This is a genomic window from Frankia sp. CcI49 (assembly GCF_001983215.1).
GTDB lineage: Bacteria > Actinomycetota > Actinomycetes > Frankiales > Frankiaceae > Parafrankia > Parafrankia irregularis.
This window is the reverse complement of sequence record NZ_MOWP01000015.1, coordinates 415,324-438,693: the sequence shown is the minus strand read 5'-3', so window position 1 is coordinate 438,693 and position 23,370 is coordinate 415,324. Positions and strand designations below refer to the sequence as shown.

Genomic DNA, 23,370 nt, shown 5'->3' with positions numbered 1-23,370 from the left:
AGCCGCCGGCCACCAGCCCCACGAAACGCAACCCACAGCTCCGATCAACGGAAACCGGAGCGCCCGGGGCCGTCGGATTCGGCCTGGGCGGAATCACACGCCAAGGAGACCTCCGGGTTTCCCCTGGACTGCTTCATCGCATATTCCACCGTCTGCAGAAAAGAACCGAAGGTGYCATCCAGCAGAATCGTGTCAATTTCCACCGAAATGCCAAGTTCTTCACCGGTTGCCGTGACGAGCTCGACGGCCAGCATCGAGTTTCCACCGTCGGAAAAGAAATGCGAGGAATCGGCGACCGCTGCAACCGGTACACCGGTCACCTCCGACCAGTGGCGCAGGGCAACAGCACGCGCCGACTCTCCGGGGGTCGATGACGTGGACACCTATGATCTCCCCTCGGCGCGCCTCGCACCGATCTCTGTCGCCATCGAGGCGAGCCTCGGTCGATCGACCTTCCCGTTGCTGGTCAGCGGGAACATCTCAAGTCGCCGGATGCGGGGTGGAACCATGTATTCTGGGAGTATCTCGACCAACATAGCGCGCAGTTCGCGTGGATCGACCTCGCCGCCCAGGATGTAGGCGGCGAGCTCGGCACCGCCGAGGCGCGCCGAGATAGCCACCACAACTGCATCGATGACCTCCGGATGAAGACGTAGGGCTCCCTCGATCTCGTGCAGTTCCACCCGGAAGCCGTGGATCTTGACCTGAGAGTCGAGGCGCCCGAGATGGGTGAGCGTACCGTCGCCGTCGCGACGGACGAGATCGCCGGTACGGTACCAGTCATCGGGCTTCGGAGGGCAGTTCTCGCGCAAGGGCTCGAGGTGGCCGCCGACGGCCCTGAGGAAGCGGCCGGCGTTCTCCTGTGGATCGAGATATCCCGCGAAACGTTGCGCCCCACGAATGCACAGCTCGCCTTCGTCTGTTTCCCTGCCGTCGTTCACGACAATCGCGTCGTGGCCGGGATAGGGCTGGCCGATCGGTATTGTGCCGTTCGACGTGCGGGGCCACGTGTGCATGTCGGCAGCGAGCCTGTGCGCAGTGACGGTGACCGTGAGCTCGGTGGGGCCGTAGGCGTTCTCGATCGTGCCCGCAGGAGACGCTCTCATCCAGGCCTCCGCCTGCTCGACAGTCAGTTGCTCGCCGCAGAAGAGGCTGAGCCGGAGCGACGGCATGGAATCGGCCGGAAGTCCCCGAAGCGCGGCCGCCATGGATATGATCGACGGCACCGACATCCAGTGTGATATGCGCCGGGAACTCACCCATCTGACTGGGTGAATCACGTCCGTGGGGCCGGGGATGACGAGCGTCGCACCCGATCCCCAGGCTACGAAGAGATCGTATATCGACGGGTCGAACGAGAAGTCGAAGATCTGGGTCATCCGGTCGCCGGGACCCGGTCGATGCCTATCGACGATGTACCTGACGAAACTCAGCGCGTTTGCATGTGAGATCGGGACCCCTTTGGGGCGACCGGTGCTCCCGGAGGTGAACAGAACATACGCGGTCGCCTCGCCGGCGGCCTGGGGTTCCTCCCGTGCGAAAGGGACCGGATCTGGAGCCGGATCGGCCGTGGGGCTGGGAACCACGGAGACGGCGGCGAGATTCTCCAGCTCTCGGGCACCCGCCCACGATTTTTGGTCGGCGAGGATCAGGGAAAGTCCCGCGCATTGAACCATTGTCCGCTGCCGCGCAAGCGGGGCTCGACTGCTGATCGGCACGATAGTTGCGCCGAGCTTCAGGATCGCGAGATAAGCAACATAGGCTTCCACCGACTTCGACGCGACCAGACCGATTCGATTCGGAATCCTCACACCGCTCCCGGCAACAGCGTGGCAGACACGTTCCGCCGCAACGACCAGTGAGCGGTAGGTCAGCGTATGTCCGTCGGCAGTTTCCAGTGCGACGGCGTCCGGGTGGCGTCGAGACGTCGAGTCGACGAGATGATCCAGCCGGACGCAAACCGGTTCATCGATCGAGTCGGAGCTGACCGGATTCTCTGTGCACTCACTCACGAGCGGGTCCAGTCTGTCATGGCCGAAGCGGCGCATTCGGCGCGCGGACGACACCAACGGATGAACATCCGTTACATCCTGCGGCCGGTGCCCCGGCGCCGTCCCGGGGGCCGGCGGGGGATCAGGGCGCCCCACTCGCGAGGAGGCGGTCGAGGTGGCTGATGAACGTTGAGGCAAGCGAGACGATCCAGGACGGGTCCAGTGCCTCGGGGCAGAAGACAACGTGGAGTGTGAGCCGTTCTCCTATTCGTTCGACCACGACATCGAGCAGGTCCTGGGTTGACCCAGGTGAGATGGGGACGGCCGCGATGTCGAGACCCGGGACGCTCATATAATGGTCGACACCTTCGACCAGTTGGAATGCCACGGTAGTCATGGCATCGGGAGCGTGCCTGCGGGGTAGCACGCCGCTCTCGTCGACTGCGTCCAGCGACACCACCGCGTTGGTGTATGCCCGCATCGCGACCGCGTGGATGGACCGCAGCTGGCACGCCGGGTCTTCCGAGGTTGCCCGTATACGCAGAGCCATGTTGCTCGAAAAGCGGCCGACAGCATGTCGTAGTGCAGCAGGCTGCCTGTTTGCGTATCCGCACTGGAGAACCTGATCAGCCTTGGAGGTCGCCTCGAACAAAGCACCCGAAAAGGCCGTCAGCAGGACGACGTAGGGGGTGGTTCGCAGCGCCGCCGCCCCCCGCTGCAGGCCCTCCGCCAACGTTTCCGGGATGTGCTGAACGTATCGTGCCGCCGACCGAGGAGCCGCGCGGATCGGCAGCCCCAGATCAATCGGCGCATCGTCGAGCTGGCCACGCCAGAAATCAAAGTTCCGGGTGAATCCTCCGGATGAGCGCTGTTCCTCCCACCATGAGGCGTAATCCGCGAACCGGAGGGGTATGTCAGGGAGCCGCGGGCTCCGACACTCGATCTCCGCCAGGATGAACTCGTTGAGATCTCGAACGGCTACACCCAGGCTCAGACGGTCCGAGATGATGTGGTGCATGACGATCGCCAGAGCCTGCCCGTCGCCGTCGGCATTGTGGATACCGATTCGGAACGGCGCCTCAGAGTGGAGAGAAAAGGAGCGTTCAACGAACGTCCTAGCCCATTCTCGGTGACTGTCCGGCCCGCTGCCACTGCCGTTCTCGACCGAGAGTCGGGGTGAGCTGGACCGTTTCGCGGGCTCGATCACCTGGACAAGAGCRCCGTTCGCGTCTTCGAACCGGGAGCGAAGCTGCTCGTGGCGGGCGACCAGTGATCCGACTGCGCGCCGCAACACCTCCTCTTCGAGGCCGCCTTGTATAAGGAATACGACGGAGAGATTAAGGAATGAGGTGGCCCGACCTTCATGATGAACGTTCCAGTCACGCCGCTGGCCGGGCGTCGTGGGCGAGCGCGTGATGTCCGCGCGTCTACTGATCCCGTTCATCGGCTGTGAACCTACACCTTCTGGTCGGCCCGTCGGGAGTTCATGCTCGCGGCAACGCGCTGTGCCGCGCGGAGAAGTGGGTACGACACAGCAACCGCGCCGGGACCAGCTACGAGGTGCTCGCATCCTCATAGTGGCCACCGTCACCTCCTGCGGCCATCTCCTCTGTCAGCGCGGTGAACTTGGCGAAGAACTCATCCCTCATAACCTGGGCCTGCCGAAGATGTCGCGCTCCCTTGTACGCGGACCGCCCATGCAGGACCCTCAGGTTGTCGAGGACAAGTGCCTCGCCGGGTTTCAGGAGGTACTCGATGCGGTGAATCGGGTCGTAGGCGATCCGGAGGAACATACGCAGCGCGAGGTAGGTCGGAAGCATGAGGTCCTGGTCGGCGCGGAGCGCGGTCATGGTCCGCTCGTTCAGTCTGACCTCTGCCACCTCGCCGCGGAAGTCCAGAGTGATAGGCGGGTTCTCGGCGATAATCACCTGCCCCTGTATGCGCCGCTCGTGGCGCACCGGAACCCGGGTCAGCAGTTCGAAATCATCCGGATGGTGCTCTTCGAGATGCGCGGCGACGCGATGACCGTCCACCAGCTGGGATATGCCTCCGCCGTCCGGGCTCGATGTGATGCAGTGGAAGATGTTGATGCCGGTCGGCACCGATCGATAGACTTCGTCTGTGTGTGGTGGTAACGAGCCTGCCAGGTCGGCCAGGATAGTGGGCCTCACCCGGGTGACGAGGTCGAATACCCGGCCGTAGTGCGTCTCCCGGATATATCCGATCTCCTCCCCGAGACGCTCGATCGCGTCGTTCTCGGTGCCGAGCCCGCGGACGAGGACGAACCCGAATTCGACCACACATGCATGCAGACGGTGACGTTCGGCGCGATCATTCGAGATCCTGTCCCAACGCACCGACGGCCACTCACCCAGCGCGGAGTCCCACAGCGTTTTGCGGAGGCCGTTTCGGCCCCGGACAACCGAGGAGCCGTAGGAATGCGCATGCAACCAGAGCGGATCATACTCGGACCGGTGACCGCCGTGGGACCAGACCACTTTCAGTTTCCCATGCCTGACAGAAACCGACGAAGGAGCAATGTCCTCTGGAATGTCAAGGAGGAGCTGATGTCGACTGCCGCGGTCATGCGGCCCGCATCTCGCGCAGGCGCAGTTGTCGCGCAGCCAAAGGTTGTGAAATCTCGACGCCTGCCCGGTGTTCCATTCTATAATGAGCGAGTCTCGTTCCGCGAGATAGGATCGAATTACTGGAGGATCGTCAGAATATTCCATGATCTACCTTCGGGAAAGAATGACGGTACCCCTTGGAGTACGGATCCCTCTGCGGTACCCCTGCTGCGACGACCGGGTTTTTCAAGTGACCTAGACCTGCAATCCGAACCTCTACCATGTCCCCCGGAGAGAGAAATGTCGGAGGTGTGTTCGCACCAAGATCGGAAGGCGTTCCGGTGAGGACGACATCCCCGGGCTCGAGGGTTACCAGCATGGAGATCAGGCTGATGAGCTCCCGCACCGGGAACACCATGTTCCCGGTGTTTCCGTGTTGAACTGTGATGCCGTTGAGTACCGTTCGGAGCTCGAGATTGCCGATGTCGTCGATCTCGTCCGGGGTCACCAGCGCCGGCCCCAGCGGTCCGAACGTCGGCAGCATCTTGCCATTGGTCCACTGCGATGTCTGAAACTCCAGGTCTCGCGCGCTGATGTCGTTTGCGCACGTATAGCCGGCGATGTGGCGGTCCGCCTCCGACGGGGCGATGCGATCCGCGCGCCGACCGATGACAACTGCGAGCTCACCTTCCGGAACAGGCTGTCGGGTGTTTCCCGGGATGACTACTTCCTGCCCGTGGCCGCACAACGCCGACGAGGTTTTGTGGAAGAGAACGGGATGCGAAGGGGCGGCCATTCCGAGCTGGGCGGTGAAGCTGTGGTAATTCATGCCGACCCCGATCACCTTGGTGGGGTGAAGTACCGTTGGCAGCAGCCGCAACGAGGACAGCTCGATCCAGTTCTCGCGCCGCGGCCTGCTGTCGTCCTCGTGATTTTCCAAGGCGCCCGAGATCTCCCCGAGAATCCCAGCTCGCAACACTTCGTCCAGCGACTGGTAACGTTCTCGCCGGCCGTCACAGCCCCCCACCGATGACCTGTTCAGGATGGTGTTGACGTCACCCACCCGGCCGTCGAGCAGAACGCCGACGGATGACGGATGCCGCTGGCCCTGGCCTGGTATCCGGTAGTTCACGAGACGCATCGGGGCTCCGATCCGTGTCAGATATTCTGCGCATGTCGGCCGCGGGCTCGCTGGTCGTCGCCCCCTGGCCCCGTCGCGCGGTGTCCGGGTCTGACGATTTACGGTGAATGACAGACAACAAGTGTTCACGTGACCGCAGGACGGTCATTGTTCTTTTGCAGTGCAGCAGAACATGCGCAATGGTCTCCGGCGATGATTCGTGACCCTGCGCACGGAGTACGTGTTCGACCGCGGCGCGACCGCTGTTGGGTCCGAGGAGTATTTCCTGGGTGCGGCCGAGTGATCGCGCTTTTACGGCAGAATACACGAGATCCTCGAAGTCTGCGCCGAGTCCACTCGCCTTGGTTACCGCGGCCGCGTGTGTGCCCGTCGAGGTGCTGAAAGCATCGGAGCCGACCAGCGGCTGTTGCGGTGGCACCTCGATCCGCAGCGCGGCACCGACGGCAGCGCACATTCCTGGGAGGAGTTCGGGGCGCACGTACGGATGACCGGCCTCATGCGCCAGCCACATGAGCTGCTCGAGCGGAATGTTTCCGGTACGTTCGCCGATACCGAGAAAGGTTCCGCTCACCTGACTCGCCCCGGCGGAAACCGCGGCCAGGGCATTGGCGAGTGCCAGCCCTGTGTCGTTGTGGCCGTGCCACGCTATCGGAAGGTCCACGCCCGCGTCCTGGAAGATGGCACGTACGAAGGCGACCTGCGTGGCCGCTCCATGCGGCAGGGCGGCCCCGACCGTGTCATTGAGAACCACCGCACACGCGCCCAGATGCGCCGCCTCGGCCACGGCGTCGCGCAGGACTGCGGGTGATGTGCGCGACGAGTCCTCGAACGCGATGCGGAAGGTCATGCCATTCCTGGTCGCCTGCCGGGCGACGTGGCGGAGACGGGCTCGCTGGTCGTCGATCGGACGGCCCTCGACGACTGCCCGGAGTTTGCTGGTACTGATGTAAAGATCGACAGTAACCGCGCTGCCGGCGTCCTGCTCGACGGCCTTCACCGCATCGAGGTCGGCCTGCAGCACGCGTGCCATGAGTATCGGCTCAGCGGGACTGCCCGTGGCTGCCAGATGCCTGACCACGCCGACGCACTGGTCTCGTTCCTGGGCTGACACCGCGGGAAATCCGATGAACAGCAGCCGCACTCCGGTCTGCGCGCTGAGATCGACAAGACGGCAACGCTCCCGCGTCGAAGGGCGGGCGACACGAACGCTCTGCAGGGTGTCCCGGAAGTCCTCTTCAAAGGTGATCGCGGTGAGCGCTACCGGGGCTTCGCCATTCCAGTCGTGAACCAGATCGGCAGCGCGGATGTCCGCCACCTCAGACCTCGGCTCGGGCCCGGCAGGTCTGTGCGATCACCTCGGCGGATCTACGGAAACTTTCCGGATCCCGGACCAGCGATACACGCAGGAAGCGCGCGCCCTGCGTCGGGTCCGACCAGAAGAAGGGTCCCCCAGGTAGAACATGCACCCCCCTGCGTGCCAGGAGCGCGCAGAACTCCTCCGCAGTCGCCGGCGGTTCGACCGCCAGCCAGGAGACGCTCATGAAGGATTCGCCGACGGACCGCAGGGCCGTGCCTGCGAGGCAGGCGTCGAGGACTTCACGATTACTCCTGACGATCCGACGAACAGAGTCCAGTCCGTCGTCCGACGACGCGCGAACAAGTTCGGTGAGCAGCCTCATCGCGAAAGGCGATCCGAGCAGCAGGAAGTCGCTGTAGATCGCCCCAAGGCTGCTTGCGAGGGAGCGCGATGCGGCAAAGAAGGGCGCCTTGACCTCCTGAGTGGGCCAAGTCTTGCCCGTGTCCTCCACCACCACCCAGTCGGCACCGGAGGCGGCGAGCAGAGCATACTGGTCGTAGACATGCTCCTCTGGCAGGTAGAAGCGAAAGCACGCATCGAGGGCGAATATCTTGCGGTGGTGTGCGCAGTGGTCGACTACCGCGCGGAACGCGGCCTCGCTGAGGTGGCGACCAGACGGATTGTTGGGACTGACGAGGAGGACGGCGTCGCACTGGTCCTCCTCCAGCCTGCGGATCAGCGCGGCCGGATCAGCGAACAGCGCGTCCGGGATCGGACGCAGAGGAACGCCGTGCCTCTTGAGGATATCACTGAGGTTGTCGAAGCAGGGCTCGACCAGCGAGACGGATATCCGAGCCAGCCGGCAATAATTACCGATGATTTCCAGCGCCATGGACGCCGACAGGCACTGGAACACACTGAAGGCGCTTGGATCGAGGCTCTGGTGGCCGAGAGCGAAGAAGGCCTGGAGATATTCCCCTTCGAGCGTCGCCAGATCGCGCCGATCGACCGAAAGAAGCATCTCGCCGGCTGACCGGAGTATGGCGGCCTCGGTTGGCGAAGGTGTTCTGTAGGCGTGGCCGTCGGCGAGGTTGTCCGCCGCCGCGAGAACCGCCGCCTCCCGCTCGGTCAGGTTCCGCATGGGCCCGTTTTGGCATTCGGTGGCCTGCCCGGTGCGTCCCGGTCAGGCCGACCGAAAATCGGTTCGTCGATGCTGCGGCCAGCCAGGCCTGAACTGTCTTTAACGAAATCAGCACGGTCGATCCCCATGCGCTCTCCCCCGTTCCGGCGCATCTAGGGCGGTATCCGATATCTTAGCGATATCGGTCGAGGGTAGCAAGAGCATCCACGCGACGGGGCGTGATCCGCTCGCCCAACAAGGTGAGACCGGTAGGCCGTCCGACTAAGGGCTTGTCCCATGTGGCCGGTTTCTTCCGGCAGGTCGGCGTCGGGGCCAAAGCAGAGTCCGCGCGTTGGCGCACGTGAGATCGATGATCTAGTGGGACTTTGGTTAGGTGGCTCCGGTTGCCGTGATGCGCGCTGTGGATCACGGTTCGTGCGGTTGGTGGCAGGTGTGGCAGGCGCCGGTCAGACAGTCGTGCTCGATCCGCTGGCATGGTTTCGCGATCCGGACGAGGCAACGCAGCGGCACTTCGGGGGCAGGGTGAACAGCCGGTAGTCGGTGGATTCGGGCTGGCCGGGGCACCATTCGCCGAACGGCCGCTGTTCCGGTCAGTCGATGTCCCGGGAGACACCCCGGGCGGCGAGGCGGACCGCGGGGCGAGGAATCGTGAGTGCCGGACCGCGGCGCTGGCTTGTCCGGACCGTGGTGGGTGGCAGACCGCCGGGTGGCCCACCGTGCCTTGCTCCGTCCCGCGGCCAGGACCAGCGCTTTCAGGCTGTGGGGCGGGTCCGGATAGGCCGGCTTGGGCGGGCGGCCGTTCCCGGATTCCAGCGCTAGGCCCCCCACCACTGGCCGCGGCTGACGAGATGGGCTTTCAGCGCTTCCGGATGGTCGGTGATCAGTCCCTGGACGCCCAGAGCCAGCAGCCTCTCCATCTCGTCGGTGTCGTTGATCGTCCAGGCATGCACCGGTACGCCGAGCCGTGTCGCGCAGCGCACGAAGCGCGCGTCACATACGGGCACACCACGGAAGGCCGTCGGGACCTGCACGACATCGGCCCTCGCGCGCAGTCGCCCACGTTGGGCGGCCGCAGGCAACAGGCTCTGCAGGCGTAGGGACCCGACGACCCTGGTCCCGCCGCCGACGCAGAGGCTCTCGCCGAGCAGGCCGCGCGCCTGGCGGATCGTGGCGTCCCGGAAGGAGGTGACGCAGACCCTGCTCACGGCGTTCGCCCGCCGGATGACGTCAACGGTGGGAGCCACGGCGCCCGGCTCCTTGATGTCGATGTTCACGCGGATGTCGGGCCACCGGTCGAGCAGCTGGTCCAGCCGCGGGATCTCCTGGTCCGCCTCCGCRCCGGGCTGGTGGGCGTTCCCGGGCGAGCGGAGCCTGATCCCGGCCGCCTCCCGACAGGTCAGCGAACTGATCGGCCCGGTCGAGTCCGTCACCCTGTCGAGGGTCTCGTCGTGCAGGAGCAGCACGACCCCGTCGCTCGTCGCCCGGACGTCGGTCTCGAGGTACCGGTAGCCGAGCCCGACCGCGTTCTCGAAGGCGGGCCAGGAGTTCTCCGGCCAGTTCCCCCTGCCCCCGCGGTGCGCGAACGGGATGGGGCCCGGATGATCCAGAAACTCCAGACGCCGCACCGACTCCCCTTTCGACTGCCCTCGGGCCGGCTGGCCTGGCGATCAGGCCGAGGTGGGCGGCCCGAGGTAGGTAAGCAGATCGTCCACCAGGTCGGACGGATTCGCGCGGCCCTTGCCGGCAGCGGCGAGGTGACCGGCGAGCGCGAGGTCGACAGCGCCGTGGGCGAGCGCGAGCAGTAGCGCGGTCAGCCGTTCGGGATCCCCTGCCGGGAGCTGGCCGGCCTGTTGGGCCTCGGCGACCGCCGACACGAACGCCGATCGGGTCGCGGCGGCCGCCTCGCCCAGCTCCGCCGAGCCTCTGGTCCACGCGCCGTAGACGAGCTTGAACCGGGCCGGATACGCCAGCGCCCAGGCGACGTAGGCATGCATGATCGACCGGACCACGCCGCCCGGCGGCTGCGGCCCGGCCAGCCGATCGCGGACGGCCCGGCCCTGGCCGGCGAGCTCCCGGGCCGCCACGGCGGCCAGCAGCGCCTCCTTGTCGGCGAAGTGCTTGTAGGGCGCGTTGTGCGAGACCCCGGCCCGGCGCCCGACCTCGCGCAGGGTCACCGCACCTGGGCCGCCCTCGTCGAGCAGCGCGACAGCGGCGGCGACCAGCGCCTCCCCCGTTTCACCCGCAGCCATGCTCACCCGCAGCCATGCGGCAAGCATAGGACGACCAGCAGGTTGACGCTGTCAACCACGATCGCCTATGGTTGACAGCGTCAACCGGGATGCCGGGAAATACCGCACCCGAGGTTCTCTTCACTACTTCCCCGAAAGGCGCTGCCTGCCGTGCCGGCGAAATGGATGTTCCGATCACCCACGCTTCTCGCCACCCTGCTGGGAACCCTTGTGATTGCCACTCTGTCCAGCTGCGCCGGCACTTCCGGCCCAGCCGAGGAGGAATCCAGCCCGTACACGACGTCAGCTCGGGCGACCGGGGCCCCGAAGGATCAGCCCGAGGCCGCACGGCAGCGGACGATGGACTTCTTTCTCGCGATGGAACGGCGCGACACGGCGACCATGGAGGCGATGCTGGCGCCCGACGCCACCTGGCGGGTCGCGATGAGCTTCTCGGGTGATCGGGCCGACCAGTCGTACTTCGGCGACCGGGCGGCGGCACTGGCCAACCTCCGGCAGATCTCCACCATGGTGAGCACGGTCCGTTTCACCGACACCCGGGTGAGCGTCACCGGCGACGGGGCGACATCGTTCATGCAGGCCGACGGCGACTTCGTCACCGCCGCCGGAAAACCGTACCGGAACACGTATGTCTTCCGCCTCGACTGGCGAGAAGACCTGATCACCCAGGTGGAGGAATACACGAACCCGATCACGATCTGCGCGAGCTTCGGCCTGCCGCTGTGCGTTCCCGATGATTCCGGCGCCCGGCGGTCACCGGCTGCCGGCTGAACCCGGCGGTTCGAGGCGGCGGTTCGAGGCGGCGGTTCAAAGCGGCGGTTCGAAGAGCTGAGGATCGCGGTCGTTCCGACAACCACAATCCTCAGCTCTTGCTCGGCAGGAGCGGCCGAGAGCTCGGCCGGCCAAGGGTCAGAGGCAGCCGCAGTGGCGTTCAGCTGCAGCAGCAGGGGCAGCAGCAGGCGCAGGTCGACTGCACGCCGGCCACCACGCTGTCCAGCTCGGCCTCGTCGAGCTCGGCCGTGGCCAGCTCGGTGAGCGCCGGCACGACGAGGCGCAGTTCCCCGGTGGACGTCGCCTCCTGCCAGTACCGCACCTGGACGTCGAGGTCCGGCTCGCTGCCGGCGACGTCCCGGACCGCGACGACACGTGTCCCGGCCGGCAGCGGCACGCCGTGACGGGCGAGCAGCCCGCGCGGGTCGTCGGCGAGCTGGCGCTCGCTGTGCGGGTTGGACCACACGTCGACGACGAGGTTGGTGTAGGCGGCGACGAAGACCGCCCGCTCCCGTGGTGTCACCTGAATCCTCCTTCGGATCGGTGGGTGGTCCGGTCCGTCCGGAGTGGACGGACCGGACCGGCCCTCGGGTGTCACGGTTGTGGCTGGCCCCCGGCGGCGACGTCGGTGTCGGCATCGGTGTCGGCGTCGTCGAGGAGCTGCCGGCGGGCGAGTTCGGCGAACATGCCGCCGGAGTCGGCGATCAGGTCCGCGTACCGGCCCTGCTGCACGACCCTGCCCCGGTCGAGCACGATGATCAGATCGGCGTCCGCGATGGTGGACAGCCGGTGCGCGATGACCACCCGGGTGGCGGCCAGCGCCCGGGTGCTGGTGGTGACGATCTCCTGGGTGCGGTTGTCCAGTGCGCTCGTCGCCTCGTCGAAGAAGAGGATGCGGGGCCGGCCGACCAGCGCCCGGGCGATCAGCAGCCGCTGGCGCTGCCCGACCGACAGGGTGCCGCCGCCGAACGGGAGCACGGTGGCCATCCCCATCGGCAGATCCGCGATGTCGGTGTCGATGCCGGCCATCCGCGCCGCGTCCCACAGCCGGTCGAGCGGGTAGTCGGCCGCCCCGGCGATGTTCTCCCGGATGGAGCCGGCGAACAGCTGCCCGTTCTGCAGGACGACACCGCACTGGCGGCGCACCGCGGTGACGTCGAGCTCGCTGAGGTCCTGGCGGTCGTAGAGCACCGAGCCCGCCAGCGGCTGGTCGAAGCCGAGCAGCAGGCGCAGCAGGGTGGACTTGCCGCAGCCGCTGGGCCCGACGATCGCGACGAACTGGCCCGGCTGGATCTGCAGTGAGAGCCGGTCGAGCACCATCGGCCCGTCGTCGGAGTAGGCGAAGCTGACGTCGGCGAGCTCGATCCCGCCGCGCAGCTCACCCGGGTCGACCCGGTCGGCACGCCGTTCGACCTCGGTGTCGGCGACCAGCGCGAGATCCTCGATCCGCGGCAGCAGCGCCAGCGCCTCGACGCCGGCGTTGACGAGCACCATCAGCATGCCCATGAGCATCAGGAACGCCGCGTTCACCACGAAGAACTGCGCCGTGCCGATCCGTCCGGCCAGCGGCCCGGCGAGCACCGCCAGCAGGAGCAGCTGGCCGGCGGTGGGGATCGCCGCCGTCATCGCCAGCAGCATCGCCTGCACGCCGCGCACCCGGCGCATGCCCCATTCGGCGGTCGTGTTGACCCCGGCCCACTGCGCGTAGGCGCGGTCCTCGGCCGCGGCCAGCTTGACCTTGGTGATGCCGTCGATGATCTGGTTGGTCAGCGCGGCGATCCGGTGCTCGGCGGGCAGCGCGCGCCGCTGCCTGCGCACCACGACCGCGCCGAGCACCACGGTCATCAGCGCCACCGCGGCCACCACGGCGAGCGCGAGCCCGGCGACGGCGGCGTCGACCGCGAACAGCAGCACGACGACCATGACGATCACCAGTCCGGCGGACAGCGCCTGGGCGAGCAGCCCGCCGAGCGCCTCCCGGACGAAGGTGATCCCCATGACCATGCTGGTCAGCTCGCCGCTGCTGGTGCTGCCGAAGAAGCGCAGCGGCAGCCGCATCAACCGGTCCCAGGCGGCGATCTGGGTGTCGCGTTCCAGCCGGCCCTCCAGGCGCAGGAACATCAGGTTGTTGATGACGCCGACCATGGCCGCGACCAGCGCGGTCACCACGAACAGCGCGGAGACCTCCAGCAGCCGGTCGGAGCCGCCGCCGGCGGCGAGCCGGCCGAGGACGTCGCCGGTGACCAGCGGGGTGGCCAGGCCCAGCGCCGCGACGAGCAGCCCGGTGAGCAGCACCCCGGCGGCGTCCCGGCGGGCGCCGCGCACCCCGGCGCCGAGCAGGCCGCGCAGGCCCCCGCCCGGTGGCATCGGCAGCTGGACGGTCAGCGCGTGCTCGGCGAAGCCGGCCGCCTCGGCACGTCCTACCGGGGTGCGCGCGAGGGTGTCCGGGTCGACGGTGTGGTAGCGGCCGCGGCGGAACACCGCCGGCAGCGCCAGCACCGGCCGTTCGTCGACGGGGTCGAGCTCGGGTTGCTCCCCGATCGGACGCCAGATCACCAGCGGGCCGAAGTCACGCCGCCACCAGCCCGCCGGCAGCGCGAGCTCCCGGGTGTAGAGCGCCGAGCTGCGGGCGACGGCGAGCAGGGCCTCCCGTTCGTCGCGTGGCTCCTGCCCGCGGTCGACCGGTTCCCGGACGAGCTCCGGGTCGCCGGTGACGACGCGCAGCACCGCGGCGCCGCGGGCGAGGCGGTCCACCTCGGTGACCGGGGCGTCCCCGAGCCGCACCCGGTGCGCGCCGATCCCCAGCACGCGCAGCGACTGGCGGGCCGCGTTGCGGACGACGGCGGCGTTCACCCGGTGGCGGTCGTCGAGCCGGCGCAGGTGCTCCGCCTCCGCCTCCCGGATCCGGCGTTCGGCGGCGGCGAGCACCCGGGCACCGTGGTTCTCGAGCACCTCCCACAGCTGGCCGGAGCGCAGCAGATCGAGGGTGGTCTCGCTGCGCAGGGTGCAGGCGGTCCGCGCGACCACCCAGTCCCGGCCGACGAGGGCGACCGGCGCGGTGTCGGTCCCGGCCGTGTCGGTCCCGGCCGTGTCGGCCGCGGGGGTGTCGGCCGCGGGGGTGTCGTCGTCCGGGAGCAGCTGGCCGTCCAGCGGGGTCAGCCAGGTGACGGAGCCGTTCGCGGCGAGGGCGTCGCCGGCGGCGAGGGTGGGCTGTGAACCCGGCTGGATGATCGTGGTGCCGCGCGGCGGCGACCCCCGGCCGAGCGCCGTCGCGATCGCCAGCAGGCCCCGGTCCACACCGACGGTGAAGCCGAGCGCGGCCGACCGCACCGTCGCCCCCGGCGAGTCGGCACCGGAGGGCTGGTCGGCGTCGCGCACCATCTGCCGCAGCCGCCGCAGCCGCTCGTGGGAGATCTCGCGCAGCCGGGTGCCCGGGAGCGGGACGAGCAGCAGCCGCCAGGTCCCGGTGGCCGCGCAGGTGTGCAGGACACTGCCGGCGGGCAGCCGGGCGACCGGGTTGCGCAGCGCCGCGGAACCGTCGTCGGTCTGGCGCACCGCGAACAGGTCCGCCGCTCCGCTGTCGACGAGGTAGGCGGCCCGCTTCCCGTCCAGGAACCTGGACGCCTCCGACGCGGCCGAGCCCACCGCGGACGGCACCGTCCGCGCCGGGGTCCGCGCAGGCGTGGGCTCGGTGGGCGTGGTCTGGATGTCCGTCATGTCCGTCCCTCTCACTGCTGACGGACGAGGCCGGCGTAGTGCCCGCCCCGGGCCATGAGGTCGCTGTGGGTGCCGCGCTCGATCTCCCGGCCGCGGTCGAGGACCACGATCAGGTCGCTGTCGCGGATGGTCGACAGCCGGTGGGCGACGATGAGACAGGTGGAGCCGCGGCGCCGCAGGTTGTGGTCGACGACCAGCTCGGTGGCCGGGTCCAGCGCGCTGGTCGCCTCGTCGAGCACGAGCAGGGACGGGCGTCGGACGAGCGCCCGGGCGATCTCCAGGCGCTGGCGCTGCCCGCCGGAGAAGTTCTTGCCGCCTTCCCGGACCGGTGCGGCGAGGCCGCCGGGCCGGGCGGTGACCGTGTCGTACACGCACGCGTCCCGCAGCGCCTCCGCGAGCTCTTCGTCGGTGATGGTGCCGTCCCAGAGGGTGAGGTTGTTGCGGATGCTGTCGTCGAAGAAGACCTGGTCCTGGTCGACGAGGGCGACGGAGGAGGCCCACAGCTGGGCGTCGGTGTCGTTCACCGTGCGGCCGTCGATCGTGACGCTGCCCGACCAGGGGGCGAACAGCCCCGCCACGATCCGGCCGACCGTCGACTTCCCGCTGCCGGACGCGCCCACCAGCGCCACCCGCCGGCCGGGGGCGATGTCGAGGCTGAAGTCGCGCAGCAGCGGCTCGGCGAGCGGGTTGTAGCCGAAGGTCAGGTTCTCCAGCCGCAGATGGCCCGACATCCGCCCCCACGGGCCGGTGTGCGCGCGCCCCGCCGGGTCCGGGTAGCGCTCGACGTCGTGCACCCGGTTGAGGTCGGCGCTCATGTTCTCCAGCCGGGTCGCGAGCCCGGCGAGCTCGCTGATCGGCCGGTTCATCGCCGCGATCAGGCCCTGCATCGCGACGAGCAGGCCGATGGTGATCGTGCCGGCGGAGACCCGGGAGCTGCCGAGCCCGAGCAGCAGCGCGGTGTTCAGCGCGGCGAGCAGCGCGGGCACGACGGAGATGACCGCCGTCGGCACGCCGAGCTTCTGCTGGCCGGAGAGCACCGCCGCCTGGCGGGCGGCGAAGCGGCGGAACGCGTGCTCCTCCTCCCCCGCCGCCTTCACCGACTCGATCATCAGGATCGACGTGTAGGCGGCGGTGATCAGCTTTCCGCGCTCGGCCTGCAGGCCGGCGACGGCGCTCGTGCGGCGGCGCGCCGTCCAGCGCAGGACGACGACGTTGAGCCCGGAGAAGCCCAGCGCTATCGCCCCGAGCAGCAGGTCGTACCAGCACAGCAGCGCCCCGTAGGTGAGCACGAGGACGGTGTCGACGACGCTCACCGCGACGTGGCGGGTCAGCATGTCGGCGACGACGTTGTTGACCCGCACCCGCTGGCCGAGGTCGGCGGCCTGGCGCTGGCTGAAGAAGGCCACCGGCAGCCGCAGCAGCCGCCGGAAGAACCGGGCGGCGCTGCTGAGCGCGAGCACGCTGTCGGCGCGCAGCAGCAGGCGCTGCTGCAGCGTGCTCGCGACGAGGGTGAGGCCGACCGCGGCGCCCATCGCCGCGACCAGGCCGACGACCGCGCCGGAGTCGCCGGCCAGCAGCACCCGGTCGACGAACATCCGGGTGAACATCGAGGTGGTGAGGCCGACGAGCGCCACCAGCAGGCCGAGCAGCAGGATCTGCGGGGTCACCGACCCCAGGCCGCGCCAGCGGGCCAGCAGCTTGTGCAGCGTGCTCTCGGGCCGGCTCGTCCGGGCGAAGTCCGGCCCCGGCTCGAAGGTGAGGATCACACCGGTGAAGGAGGCGTCGAACTCGTCCCAGCCCAGCGCGCGCGGCCCGGTCGCCGGGTCGTTGATGTACACCTTGCGCCGGCTCATGCCCTCGAGCACGACGAAGTGCTCGAACTTCCAGAACAGGATGGCGGGCAGCCGGGCGGTGGCCAGCTGCGGCAGGTCCATCCGGAAGCCCTTCGCGATCAGGCCGTGCTGGCGGCCCGCCTTGAGCACACTCGACGCGGTCGAGCCGTCCCGGCTGACCCCGCACGTCTCACGCAGGCGCTCCAGCGGGATGAACCGTCCGAAGTAGCCGAGGATGATCCCCAGCGAGGCGGCCCCGCACTCCACCGCCTCCATCTGGATCACCGTCGGGGTGTGGACCCGGCGGCGGCGCGGCCGGTCGCGGCGCTCGGCGTCGGCGGCGCCGCGCCACGGCAGCCGCACGCCCCTCGCGCCGCGCCACGGCAGCCGCACCGCACGCCACGGCGGCCTCATCGACTCACCAGCCAGTCGACGGGGCGTTCCTTGGCGACGGTGAACTCGGCGGTCGTCATGCTCAGCGCCGTCAGCGCGAACGGAGGCTGGGCCTTCGAGAAGCGCAGCCCGCTGCCCGCGTCGGCCTCGAGCGCGACGGTGACCGCGATGACGTTGCCGCCGTCGAGCAGGCTCGGGACGTCGGCCGAGCTCCCGGTGAACGCCCGGATGGTCTCGGTGCTCTCCTGCTGGGCGCCGACCGCGGTGATGGTGCCGCGCAGCGTGCCGAAGACGGYGGCCGGGGCCGCGTCCACCTCGACGTCGACCGGCATGCCGACGCTGACCATCGGCGCGTAGCCGGAACGCAGGTAGACCCGCGCCAGCAGGCCGTCGCCGGGGGTGTCGAGCCGGACGAGCTCGGCCACCGCCATGCCGGGCTGCAGCAGCTGGCCCTGGCGGACCTGCCAGTTCGTGACGTAGGCGTCCCAGGGAGCCGTCACGTCCTGCGCGGAGCCGTCGGCGCCGGTCAGCCGGTACAGCCGGTCGCCCTTCTTCACGTTCGTGGCGGCACCCGCCCACACGTCGGTGACCAGCCCGGCCGCGGTCGCCTCCAGGCTCGACACGCCGGCCGAATGGGTGATCACCCCGCGGGCCTCGACGGTGCGCGGCACCGACGTCACGGTGGCCCACACCGCCGCGCCGCCGACCGCGACCACCAGCACGGCGGTGACCAGCCAGCCCGGCACGGTCGCGAGCCGAATCGCCTCGTCCAGCTGCTCAGGGRCGTCCAGTTGCCGCAGCGCGCGGCGTCGGAACATCACTTCTCTTCCACCTTTTCCTGCGGGCACAGTCCGAGTTCCTGCGGGCACGAGCCGAGAACGAAGTCCGCGATGGCGGGCTCGGCGAGCGGGTCGACACCGGCCGCCCGGGCGAAGGCCGTCGCGTCGCCGGCACCGACGGCGCAGGGCGCCAGCCCCATGGCCGTGGCGACCAGGTACATCAGCTCGGTGAGCACCCCGGCGTGCTTGAGGATCAGCGCGTAGCCGAAACCCTCGTACTTCCACATGACCCGGCCGACCCGGGCCGTGATCACCAGGTAGACCTGGGGCGGCTCGGTGAACCGCGCCGAGGCCGTGACGTACTCCAGGGCACGGGTCGCGGCGCCCTCCAGCGGCCCGAGCCGCTCCAGCCGGTGCCCGGCCGCCTCGTAGTGGTAGACGCCCCGCTCCAGCCCCTCGCAGCGGTGGACCAGGGCGTACACCTCCAGCTCGCACAGGGCGCCACCCATCGGGTACGGCCGCTGGCCGACCTCGGCGCCGCCCTCCTCGCCGGACACGGTCGTGCGCTGCACCCGGTGCAGGAACTCGGCGAGCTGCGCGACGGTGATCGGCGCCTCGGCGTCGTGCCGGCGGATCGTGCGGCGGGCCGCGATGGCCTCGGTGAGGCTCGGGTCCGTCTTCGCGACCAGCGCGAGGTCGGGCTCCGGCAGCGGCACGGACTCGGCGCCCTCGAAGGTGCGCGCCAGCGGCTCCGGCTCGACCCGCCCGCGCAGCGGGTAGGTGCCGCCGACCGGCAGGATGTGCCGGCCCGGGCGGGACCGTTCGTGCAGTGCCAGCTCCGCCGGTGACCAGGGGGCCAGCGGCGCCGCCTCGTGCTCCTGCTCGGCGGCCGTCGCGCTGATCAGCACCCGGGCGGTGAGCAGGTCGTCGAGGACCCGGCCGGCCAGCTCCTCGTCCGCGCCCAGCCCGCCCGCGAAGCCACCGAGGTCGATGCCCTCCGCCGCGGCCGCCCGGGTCAGCGCGCCGACCACCGCGGGATCGGGCACGGCCACCGCGAGCGTGCTCAGCGGGGTCTCGGCGACGAGACGTCCGCCCGCGCTGCGCAGCTGCGCGAACCTGGACAGCCGGTAGCGGGTCCGCGGGTCGTGGCCCACCGCCGGGGGCAGGCTGTTCGACCCCAGCCCGCGGGGAATCAGCTCGAGCAGGGTCCGGCCGTCGAACTGCCGGCGCCGGCCCAGCCAGGAGTGCGCGAGCAGGCCGCGGACGAGCACCTGGACCTGCAGGATCCGGGTCTCGCCCTCGACCGCGGCGACGAGCTCACCGATCTCGGTGTCCGTCGTCCAGGTCTCGGCCATCCGCAGCAGGGTCGAGCGCCGGCCGACACCGAGGTCGTCCAGGACGAGTCGGAACCGCGAGACCCGCAGGACAAGGGCACCGTCCTCGCGCAGGGTCACCGTCGCGTCGTGTCGGAGGCGGTACGCGTCGTGGCCGCCCAGGCCCATGGCAGATCACCAGCTTTCTCGCGGTCGGCGTGCGGGTCAGAAGAAGACGCTGTGCGGGTTGGCGTCCGTCTCGTCGCGGGCGACCGGGTGGCGGCCCAGCCGGGCCGGGACGTCCCACAGCCGGCCCGGGCCCAGCCGGCGCCAGAAGTGCCGGGCGCCGGGCACCACGACCTTCGCGACCGCGAGGTCGATGTCGGGCCGGCTCTGGTCGACGACGATCACCTCCAGGCCGGCCCGCGCGGCGGCGTCGACGCAGGTCGCGACGTCGGCGGCGAGGTCGCCAGAGGCGGCGCGGCGCGGGTGGGCGGCAGCCGGCCGGGGCGGGCGCCCCGGGTCGGGGAGCAGCCAGGCCTGTTCGGGGTCGCCGGTGCGCACGGTGGTGAACCAGCGCAGGCTCGCCGGGTCGTTCAGCCCGTACCGGGTGGTGCCGTCCGGGTTGCGGTGGGCGACGGACGGCAGGAACTGGCTGACCTCCGTCAGTGCCCGCACCAGCGCCACGTGCGGGTCGAGCGCGGCGCCGAAACCGACGACGACGTCCTCGGTGGCGGCGCCGACGCGGCTCGACACCCCGGCGTAGGTCGGGATCCCCAGGTCCGTGGTGAGGTCGAGAACCCACAGGCGGCGGTCGAGGCGGTCGGCGTGGAAGCGGCGGACGTCGTCGACCCAGGGGTCGTCGAAGCTGTCGAGGTCGACGCCCGGCACCCGGGAGCGGTGATACCACCACAGGGCGACGGCGTCGCGTTCGACGACCTCGCAGAACCCCTGGACGATCGCCTCCTCCAGGGTGGAGCCGGCGGCGCAGCCGTTGGAGTCCGCCGCGGCGCCGGCCAGGACGTCCCGGTCGGGATGCCCGTACCAGCAGTGGGCGGCGGGCAGGTCGCGGGTGCGCTGGGCGGTCAGCGACCAGGCCGGTGTCCACTCCATCTCGACGTCGTCCGCGACCCGGCGCGGGATCCAGTGGAACGGACCGGACTCGGCGTTGCGGCGGTCCCGGTCGGCGTACTGCGCGTCGGAGAACAGCAGCAGGTCGCGCAGCGGCACCGCCCGCTCGGGGCCGAGCGCGGCGAAGCTCGCCCGGTGCGTCGCCCGGTCGTCCCGCCACAGGCCGCAGTAACGCTCGATCGCCTCACCGAGCGCGCTGGCCCTGGCCTGGACGTCGGTGCGGCCCTTCCCGCCGCTCTGCCCGCGCAGGTTCCTGCGCAGCATGTCGAGGTCACGGCCGAGGGCGAAGTTGTGGCCGGCGGCGTAGCCGAACGTCACGCCGTCGCTGCGGTCGTCGATCGGTGTCAGTCGGGTGACGACCCCCAGATAGGGGCTCACCTGGTGGCCCAGCCGGGCGACCAGGTCGGTGGCGGCGACCGCGCGCGAGTCCGCGCCGGCCGGGCGGGCGGTGACGGTCACCTTCGGGTCGGCCTTGCGCAGCAGGCCCGGGTCCCCGCAGGCGGGGCACTGAGGCTGGCGGACCAGGGTGTGGTGCGAGATGGCATGGTCGCGGGTGTCGAGGGCCAGCATCCGGCCGGTGAGCCGGGGCGAGCCGCCGGACTGGGCGATGACCGCCAGCTCGGTCAGCAGCAGCCCGGCCAGGGCGACCGTGGTGCCGGGGAGCTCCCCCCGGGCCGCCGACGGGCGGGGCCGGTCCGGGCAGATCCTGGCCAGGTAGTTCTCGACCTGCTCGTTCTCCTGCCAGCGGGAACGCAGGCATTCCCAGCAGCCGGTCTCGCCGGGGACGAGGTGCGGGCCGAGCATCGCCACGGCCCCGCGCGGGCGGACCAGCACCCACTGCCCGCCGCKGGCCAGCATCGCGTCGTTCACCGCGCGCAGCCGCGGGTTCAGGGCGGAGTCCGTCACCACGACGACCGCGTCCCCGCCCGCGGCGGCCGCATCGGCAGCTGTTTCGACGGCTGCTTGGACGGCTGCTTGGACGGCTGCTTCGGCAACTGTTTCGACGGCTGCCGTGCTGGCCGCTGCCACGTTGTAGGTGGCCGCTCCCGCGTTGTAGGTGGCCGCTCCCGCGGCGGGCTCCGCGAGGTTGACGGTGCGCACGGGCAGGCCCAGGCCTGCGAGGACCCGGTCGATCGAGATCCCGACGACCGGGGAGGTGTGCACGACCACCACGGGTCGCGAGCCGGGCCAGGCGCTCGCCGGCCCGGGATCGACCCCCAGTGCGTCCCAGCCGGCCCGTTGCTCCGGCGACACCGCGGCCGGGCCGTCGGCGAGGACGTCGAGGGCCTCGAAACGCCGCAGCGCGCGCAGCACGGAGGTGAGCGGATGGCGACCGTCCATCTCCACGGCGAGCGAACCGACCGTGCGGGTGCCGTCGAGCAGCCCGACGAGGTCCACCGCCACCGGATCGTCCACGACGAGCCGGCGTGACTCGCCGAGCAGGAACAGCCGGCGCTGGCCGCCCTCGGCCGCCACGACCGGCTCGTAGTCGGCACGCAGACGCGGATGCTGCATTCTCGACCTCCCCCTACTGCGTTGTTCACAACTTTCACCGCGAAACCACCGGCCGCGCCAGCAATGGCCGAGAAACCTGCCTTAAGCTCACGAACGTGACAGCGATCCGTGCAATGCACGAAACGCGACCGTCATAGGTTCCAGTGCACACGGAGCGCGCGCGAATACGGTTGTCCACCATGAAATAACGCACTGTTCACCGAATACATGCCCCGCGCGCCGCGGCTCGAAGATCCGAGGATTCCGGTCGTTCCCGAAGCCCGCAGCAGAATCCTGGGACGCGGCAGATCCGCGTCAGCAGCCCGGGTTTGGCGGAACCGTGCCGACGGAATGCGAACCCCACTCCCACGGCCGCCTGCCGAAGATCCCGAACCCCCAGCACCGGCAATTCGCCTCAAGAGGCATAAAAGGGGCACAAGATCGCCTTGGCGACCCGCAAGAAAGAAGGATTCCGGTCGTCGGAACAACCAGAATCGTTCACTCTTGCGACTCGCCAAACCGGGCTGCCGGGCTGCCGGGCTGCCGGGCTGCCGGGCGGTTGGGCGCTCAGGGCCCGGGGGTGCGGGGGCCCGGGGGTGCGGGGGCCCGGGGGTGCGGGGGCCCGGGGGTGCGGGGGCCCAGCCGCGTTCATACAGGGACGGCGGGGCGGGGTCAGCCGATGTCGAACGCCGCCGACGGGTCGACGTCGGTGTGCAGGTCCAGCCCGAAGCGCCGGTTCACCAGCGCCGAGACCAGCGACTCGCTGCAGTTCTCCATCGCCACCCGGAACGAGGCGGAGGCCAGCTCGATGATCGCCTGGACCAGCTCACCGGAGTCCTGGCCGATGTGATCGACGTGGTCGACGTGGTCGACGCCGTCGCGGGGCCGCGCATCGGCACTGTCCGGCTCGGTCCGGTCGGCCTGGACCCGGTCGGCGAACTCGCCGGCGAGCTGCTCCGCGACCGGCGCGAGCTGGCCGAGCAGTTCCGCGAGAACCTGCAGCGCGCCAGCCTCTCCGACGCCGGTCCCGCCCAGGCGCAGGGCCGCCCGCAGAACCTGCGGGCGGGCGATCCGCACGTCGCCGTCCTCCGTCCGCGCGACGACGTTGTGCCTGCTCAGCGCATAGACGAGCGATGGGCTTCGGAGCGCGAGCCGGCCCAGGGCCGCGGTCAGCGCGGCGACCCCAGGGTCGCTGCCGCGGGCGCCGAGCATGGCCTCGATGGCGACGAGGTTGAAGCCCTGGCGCTGCAGCGCCACGATCGTGCGCAGCCGGCGGACGTGGCTGTCGTCGTAGAACGCGATACGACCCCGGCGCACCGGCGGGGGGAGAAGTTTTCGCGCCTGATGGGCCCGGATGTTTCTCGGTGACATTCCGACCAGCCGGCTCAGTTCCTCCACGGTGACACCGTTCACCGAGCCTTCGGACGACGGGCCGACGGTTCCGTCCGGTGCCGCGGTCTTTGTCAACCTTCCCCCTTGACTTGACGCGCCAATCACCCGGACGCAACACCGGCCCGCATTCGACGTCATCGGCGGGCTGGTGGTCTGGCGAAC

The 23,370-nt window shown here is 69.8% G+C and carries 17 protein-coding genes; 1 reads left to right on the top strand and 16 read right to left on the bottom strand.

All coding sequences use genetic code 11. From position 1 onward, the window contains the following. Positions 1 to 44: 44 nt before the first annotated feature. From CcI49_RS15130 to CcI49_RS15090, 9 genes are all read right to left on the bottom strand, one after another. Positions 45 to 383, bottom strand: a complete 339-nt coding sequence (locus tag CcI49_RS15130) for an acyl carrier protein (protein ID WP_076827271.1) — start codon at positions 381 to 383, stop codon at positions 45 to 47. Beyond that, the gene (locus CcI49_RS15125) at positions 384 to 2,012 is read right to left on the bottom strand and encodes an amino acid adenylation domain-containing protein (RefSeq protein WP_198955542.1); all 1,629 of its coding nucleotides are present in this window, start codon (positions 2,010 to 2,012) and stop codon (positions 384 to 386) included. Positions 2,013 to 2,133: 121 nt separating this feature from the next. Next, positions 2,134 to 3,435: a condensation domain-containing protein gene (locus CcI49_RS15120; protein ID WP_076827268.1), complete on the bottom strand. Its 1,302-nt coding sequence runs from the start codon at positions 3,433 to 3,435 to the stop codon at positions 2,134 to 2,136. Between the two features lie 109 nt (positions 3,436 to 3,544). Continuing rightward, positions 3,545 to 4,723 carry a TauD/TfdA family dioxygenase gene (locus tag CcI49_RS44145; protein WP_076827266.1) on the bottom strand — a complete coding sequence of 393 codons (1,179 nt, stop codon included), beginning with the start codon at positions 4,721 to 4,723 and terminating at the stop codon, positions 3,545 to 3,547. Further along, positions 4,710 to 5,621 carry a fumarylacetoacetate hydrolase family protein gene (locus CcI49_RS15110; RefSeq protein WP_076827264.1) on the bottom strand — a complete coding sequence of 304 codons (912 nt, stop codon included), beginning with the start codon at positions 5,619 to 5,621 and terminating at the stop codon, positions 4,710 to 4,712. The genes CcI49_RS44145 and CcI49_RS15110 overlap by 14 nt, the downstream gene beginning before the upstream one ends. Continuing rightward, positions 5,614 to 7,014: a hypothetical protein gene (locus tag CcI49_RS15105; RefSeq protein ID WP_076827262.1), complete on the bottom strand. Its 1,401-nt coding sequence runs from the start codon at positions 7,012 to 7,014 to the stop codon at positions 5,614 to 5,616. The genes CcI49_RS15110 and CcI49_RS15105 overlap by 8 nt, the downstream gene beginning before the upstream one ends. A 1-nt stretch (position 7,015) precedes the next feature. Next, a complete protein-coding gene (locus tag CcI49_RS15100) occupies positions 7,016 to 8,137 on the bottom strand; it encodes a pyridoxal phosphate-dependent aminotransferase (RefSeq protein WP_054569292.1) in 1,122 nt (373 codons plus the stop codon). Between the two features lie 815 nt (positions 8,138 to 8,952). After that, entirely contained in the window at positions 8,953 to 9,762 is an 810-nt protein-coding gene (locus CcI49_RS15095; protein ID WP_076827260.1) for a glycerophosphodiester phosphodiesterase, read from the bottom strand. A 42-nt stretch (positions 9,763 to 9,804) separates the two neighbouring features. After that, complete coding sequence (locus CcI49_RS15090) at positions 9,805 to 10,386, bottom strand: TetR/AcrR family transcriptional regulator (protein WP_054569608.1); 582 nt, start codon at positions 10,384 to 10,386, stop codon at positions 9,805 to 9,807. Positions 10,387 to 10,551: 165 nt separating this feature from the next. Here CcI49_RS15090 and CcI49_RS15085 point away from each other — a divergent pair, with 165 nt between their 5' ends. Then, on the top strand, positions 10,552 to 11,157 hold the full coding sequence (locus CcI49_RS15085; RefSeq protein WP_131831100.1) for a nuclear transport factor 2 family protein: 606 nt from the start codon (positions 10,552 to 10,554) through the stop codon (positions 11,155 to 11,157). A 160-nt stretch (positions 11,158 to 11,317) separates the two neighbouring features. Here CcI49_RS15085 and CcI49_RS15080 read toward each other — a convergent pair whose 3' ends face one another. From CcI49_RS15080 to CcI49_RS15050, 7 genes are all read right to left on the bottom strand, one after another. Continuing rightward, positions 11,318 to 11,680, bottom strand: a complete 363-nt coding sequence (locus CcI49_RS15080; RefSeq protein ID WP_076827256.1) for a hypothetical protein — start codon at positions 11,678 to 11,680, stop codon at positions 11,318 to 11,320. Between the two features lie 71 nt (positions 11,681 to 11,751). Beyond that, positions 11,752 to 14,874, bottom strand: a complete 3,123-nt coding sequence (locus CcI49_RS42560; RefSeq protein ID WP_198955541.1) for an ATP-binding cassette domain-containing protein — start codon at positions 14,872 to 14,874, stop codon at positions 11,752 to 11,754. Between the two features lie 11 nt (positions 14,875 to 14,885). After that, positions 14,886 to 17,120, bottom strand: coding sequence for an NHLP family bacteriocin export ABC transporter peptidase/permease/ATPase subunit (locus CcI49_RS15070; RefSeq protein WP_241840070.1), 2,235 nt, complete (start codon positions 17,118 to 17,120; stop codon positions 14,886 to 14,888). Then, positions 17,117 to 17,917, bottom strand: coding sequence for an HlyD family efflux transporter periplasmic adaptor subunit (locus CcI49_RS15065; RefSeq protein WP_076827254.1), 801 nt, complete (start codon positions 17,915 to 17,917; stop codon positions 17,117 to 17,119). The genes CcI49_RS15070 and CcI49_RS15065 overlap by 4 nt, the downstream gene beginning before the upstream one ends. Further along, a complete protein-coding gene (locus tag CcI49_RS15060; RefSeq protein ID WP_054569297.1) occupies positions 17,917 to 19,380 on the bottom strand; it encodes a SagB family peptide dehydrogenase in 1,464 nt (487 codons plus the stop codon). Before CcI49_RS15060 ends, CcI49_RS15065 begins: the two co-directional genes overlap by 1 nt. A gap of 36 nt (positions 19,381 to 19,416) precedes the next feature. Continuing rightward, complete coding sequence (locus CcI49_RS15055) at positions 19,417 to 21,837, bottom strand: TOMM precursor leader peptide-binding protein (protein ID WP_076827252.1); 2,421 nt, start codon at positions 21,835 to 21,837, stop codon at positions 19,417 to 19,419. Between the two features lie 651 nt (positions 21,838 to 22,488). Then, entirely contained in the window at positions 22,489 to 23,283 is a 795-nt protein-coding gene (locus CcI49_RS15050; protein ID WP_054569299.1) for a MerR family transcriptional regulator, read from the bottom strand. Positions 23,284 to 23,370 lie beyond the last annotated feature (87 nt).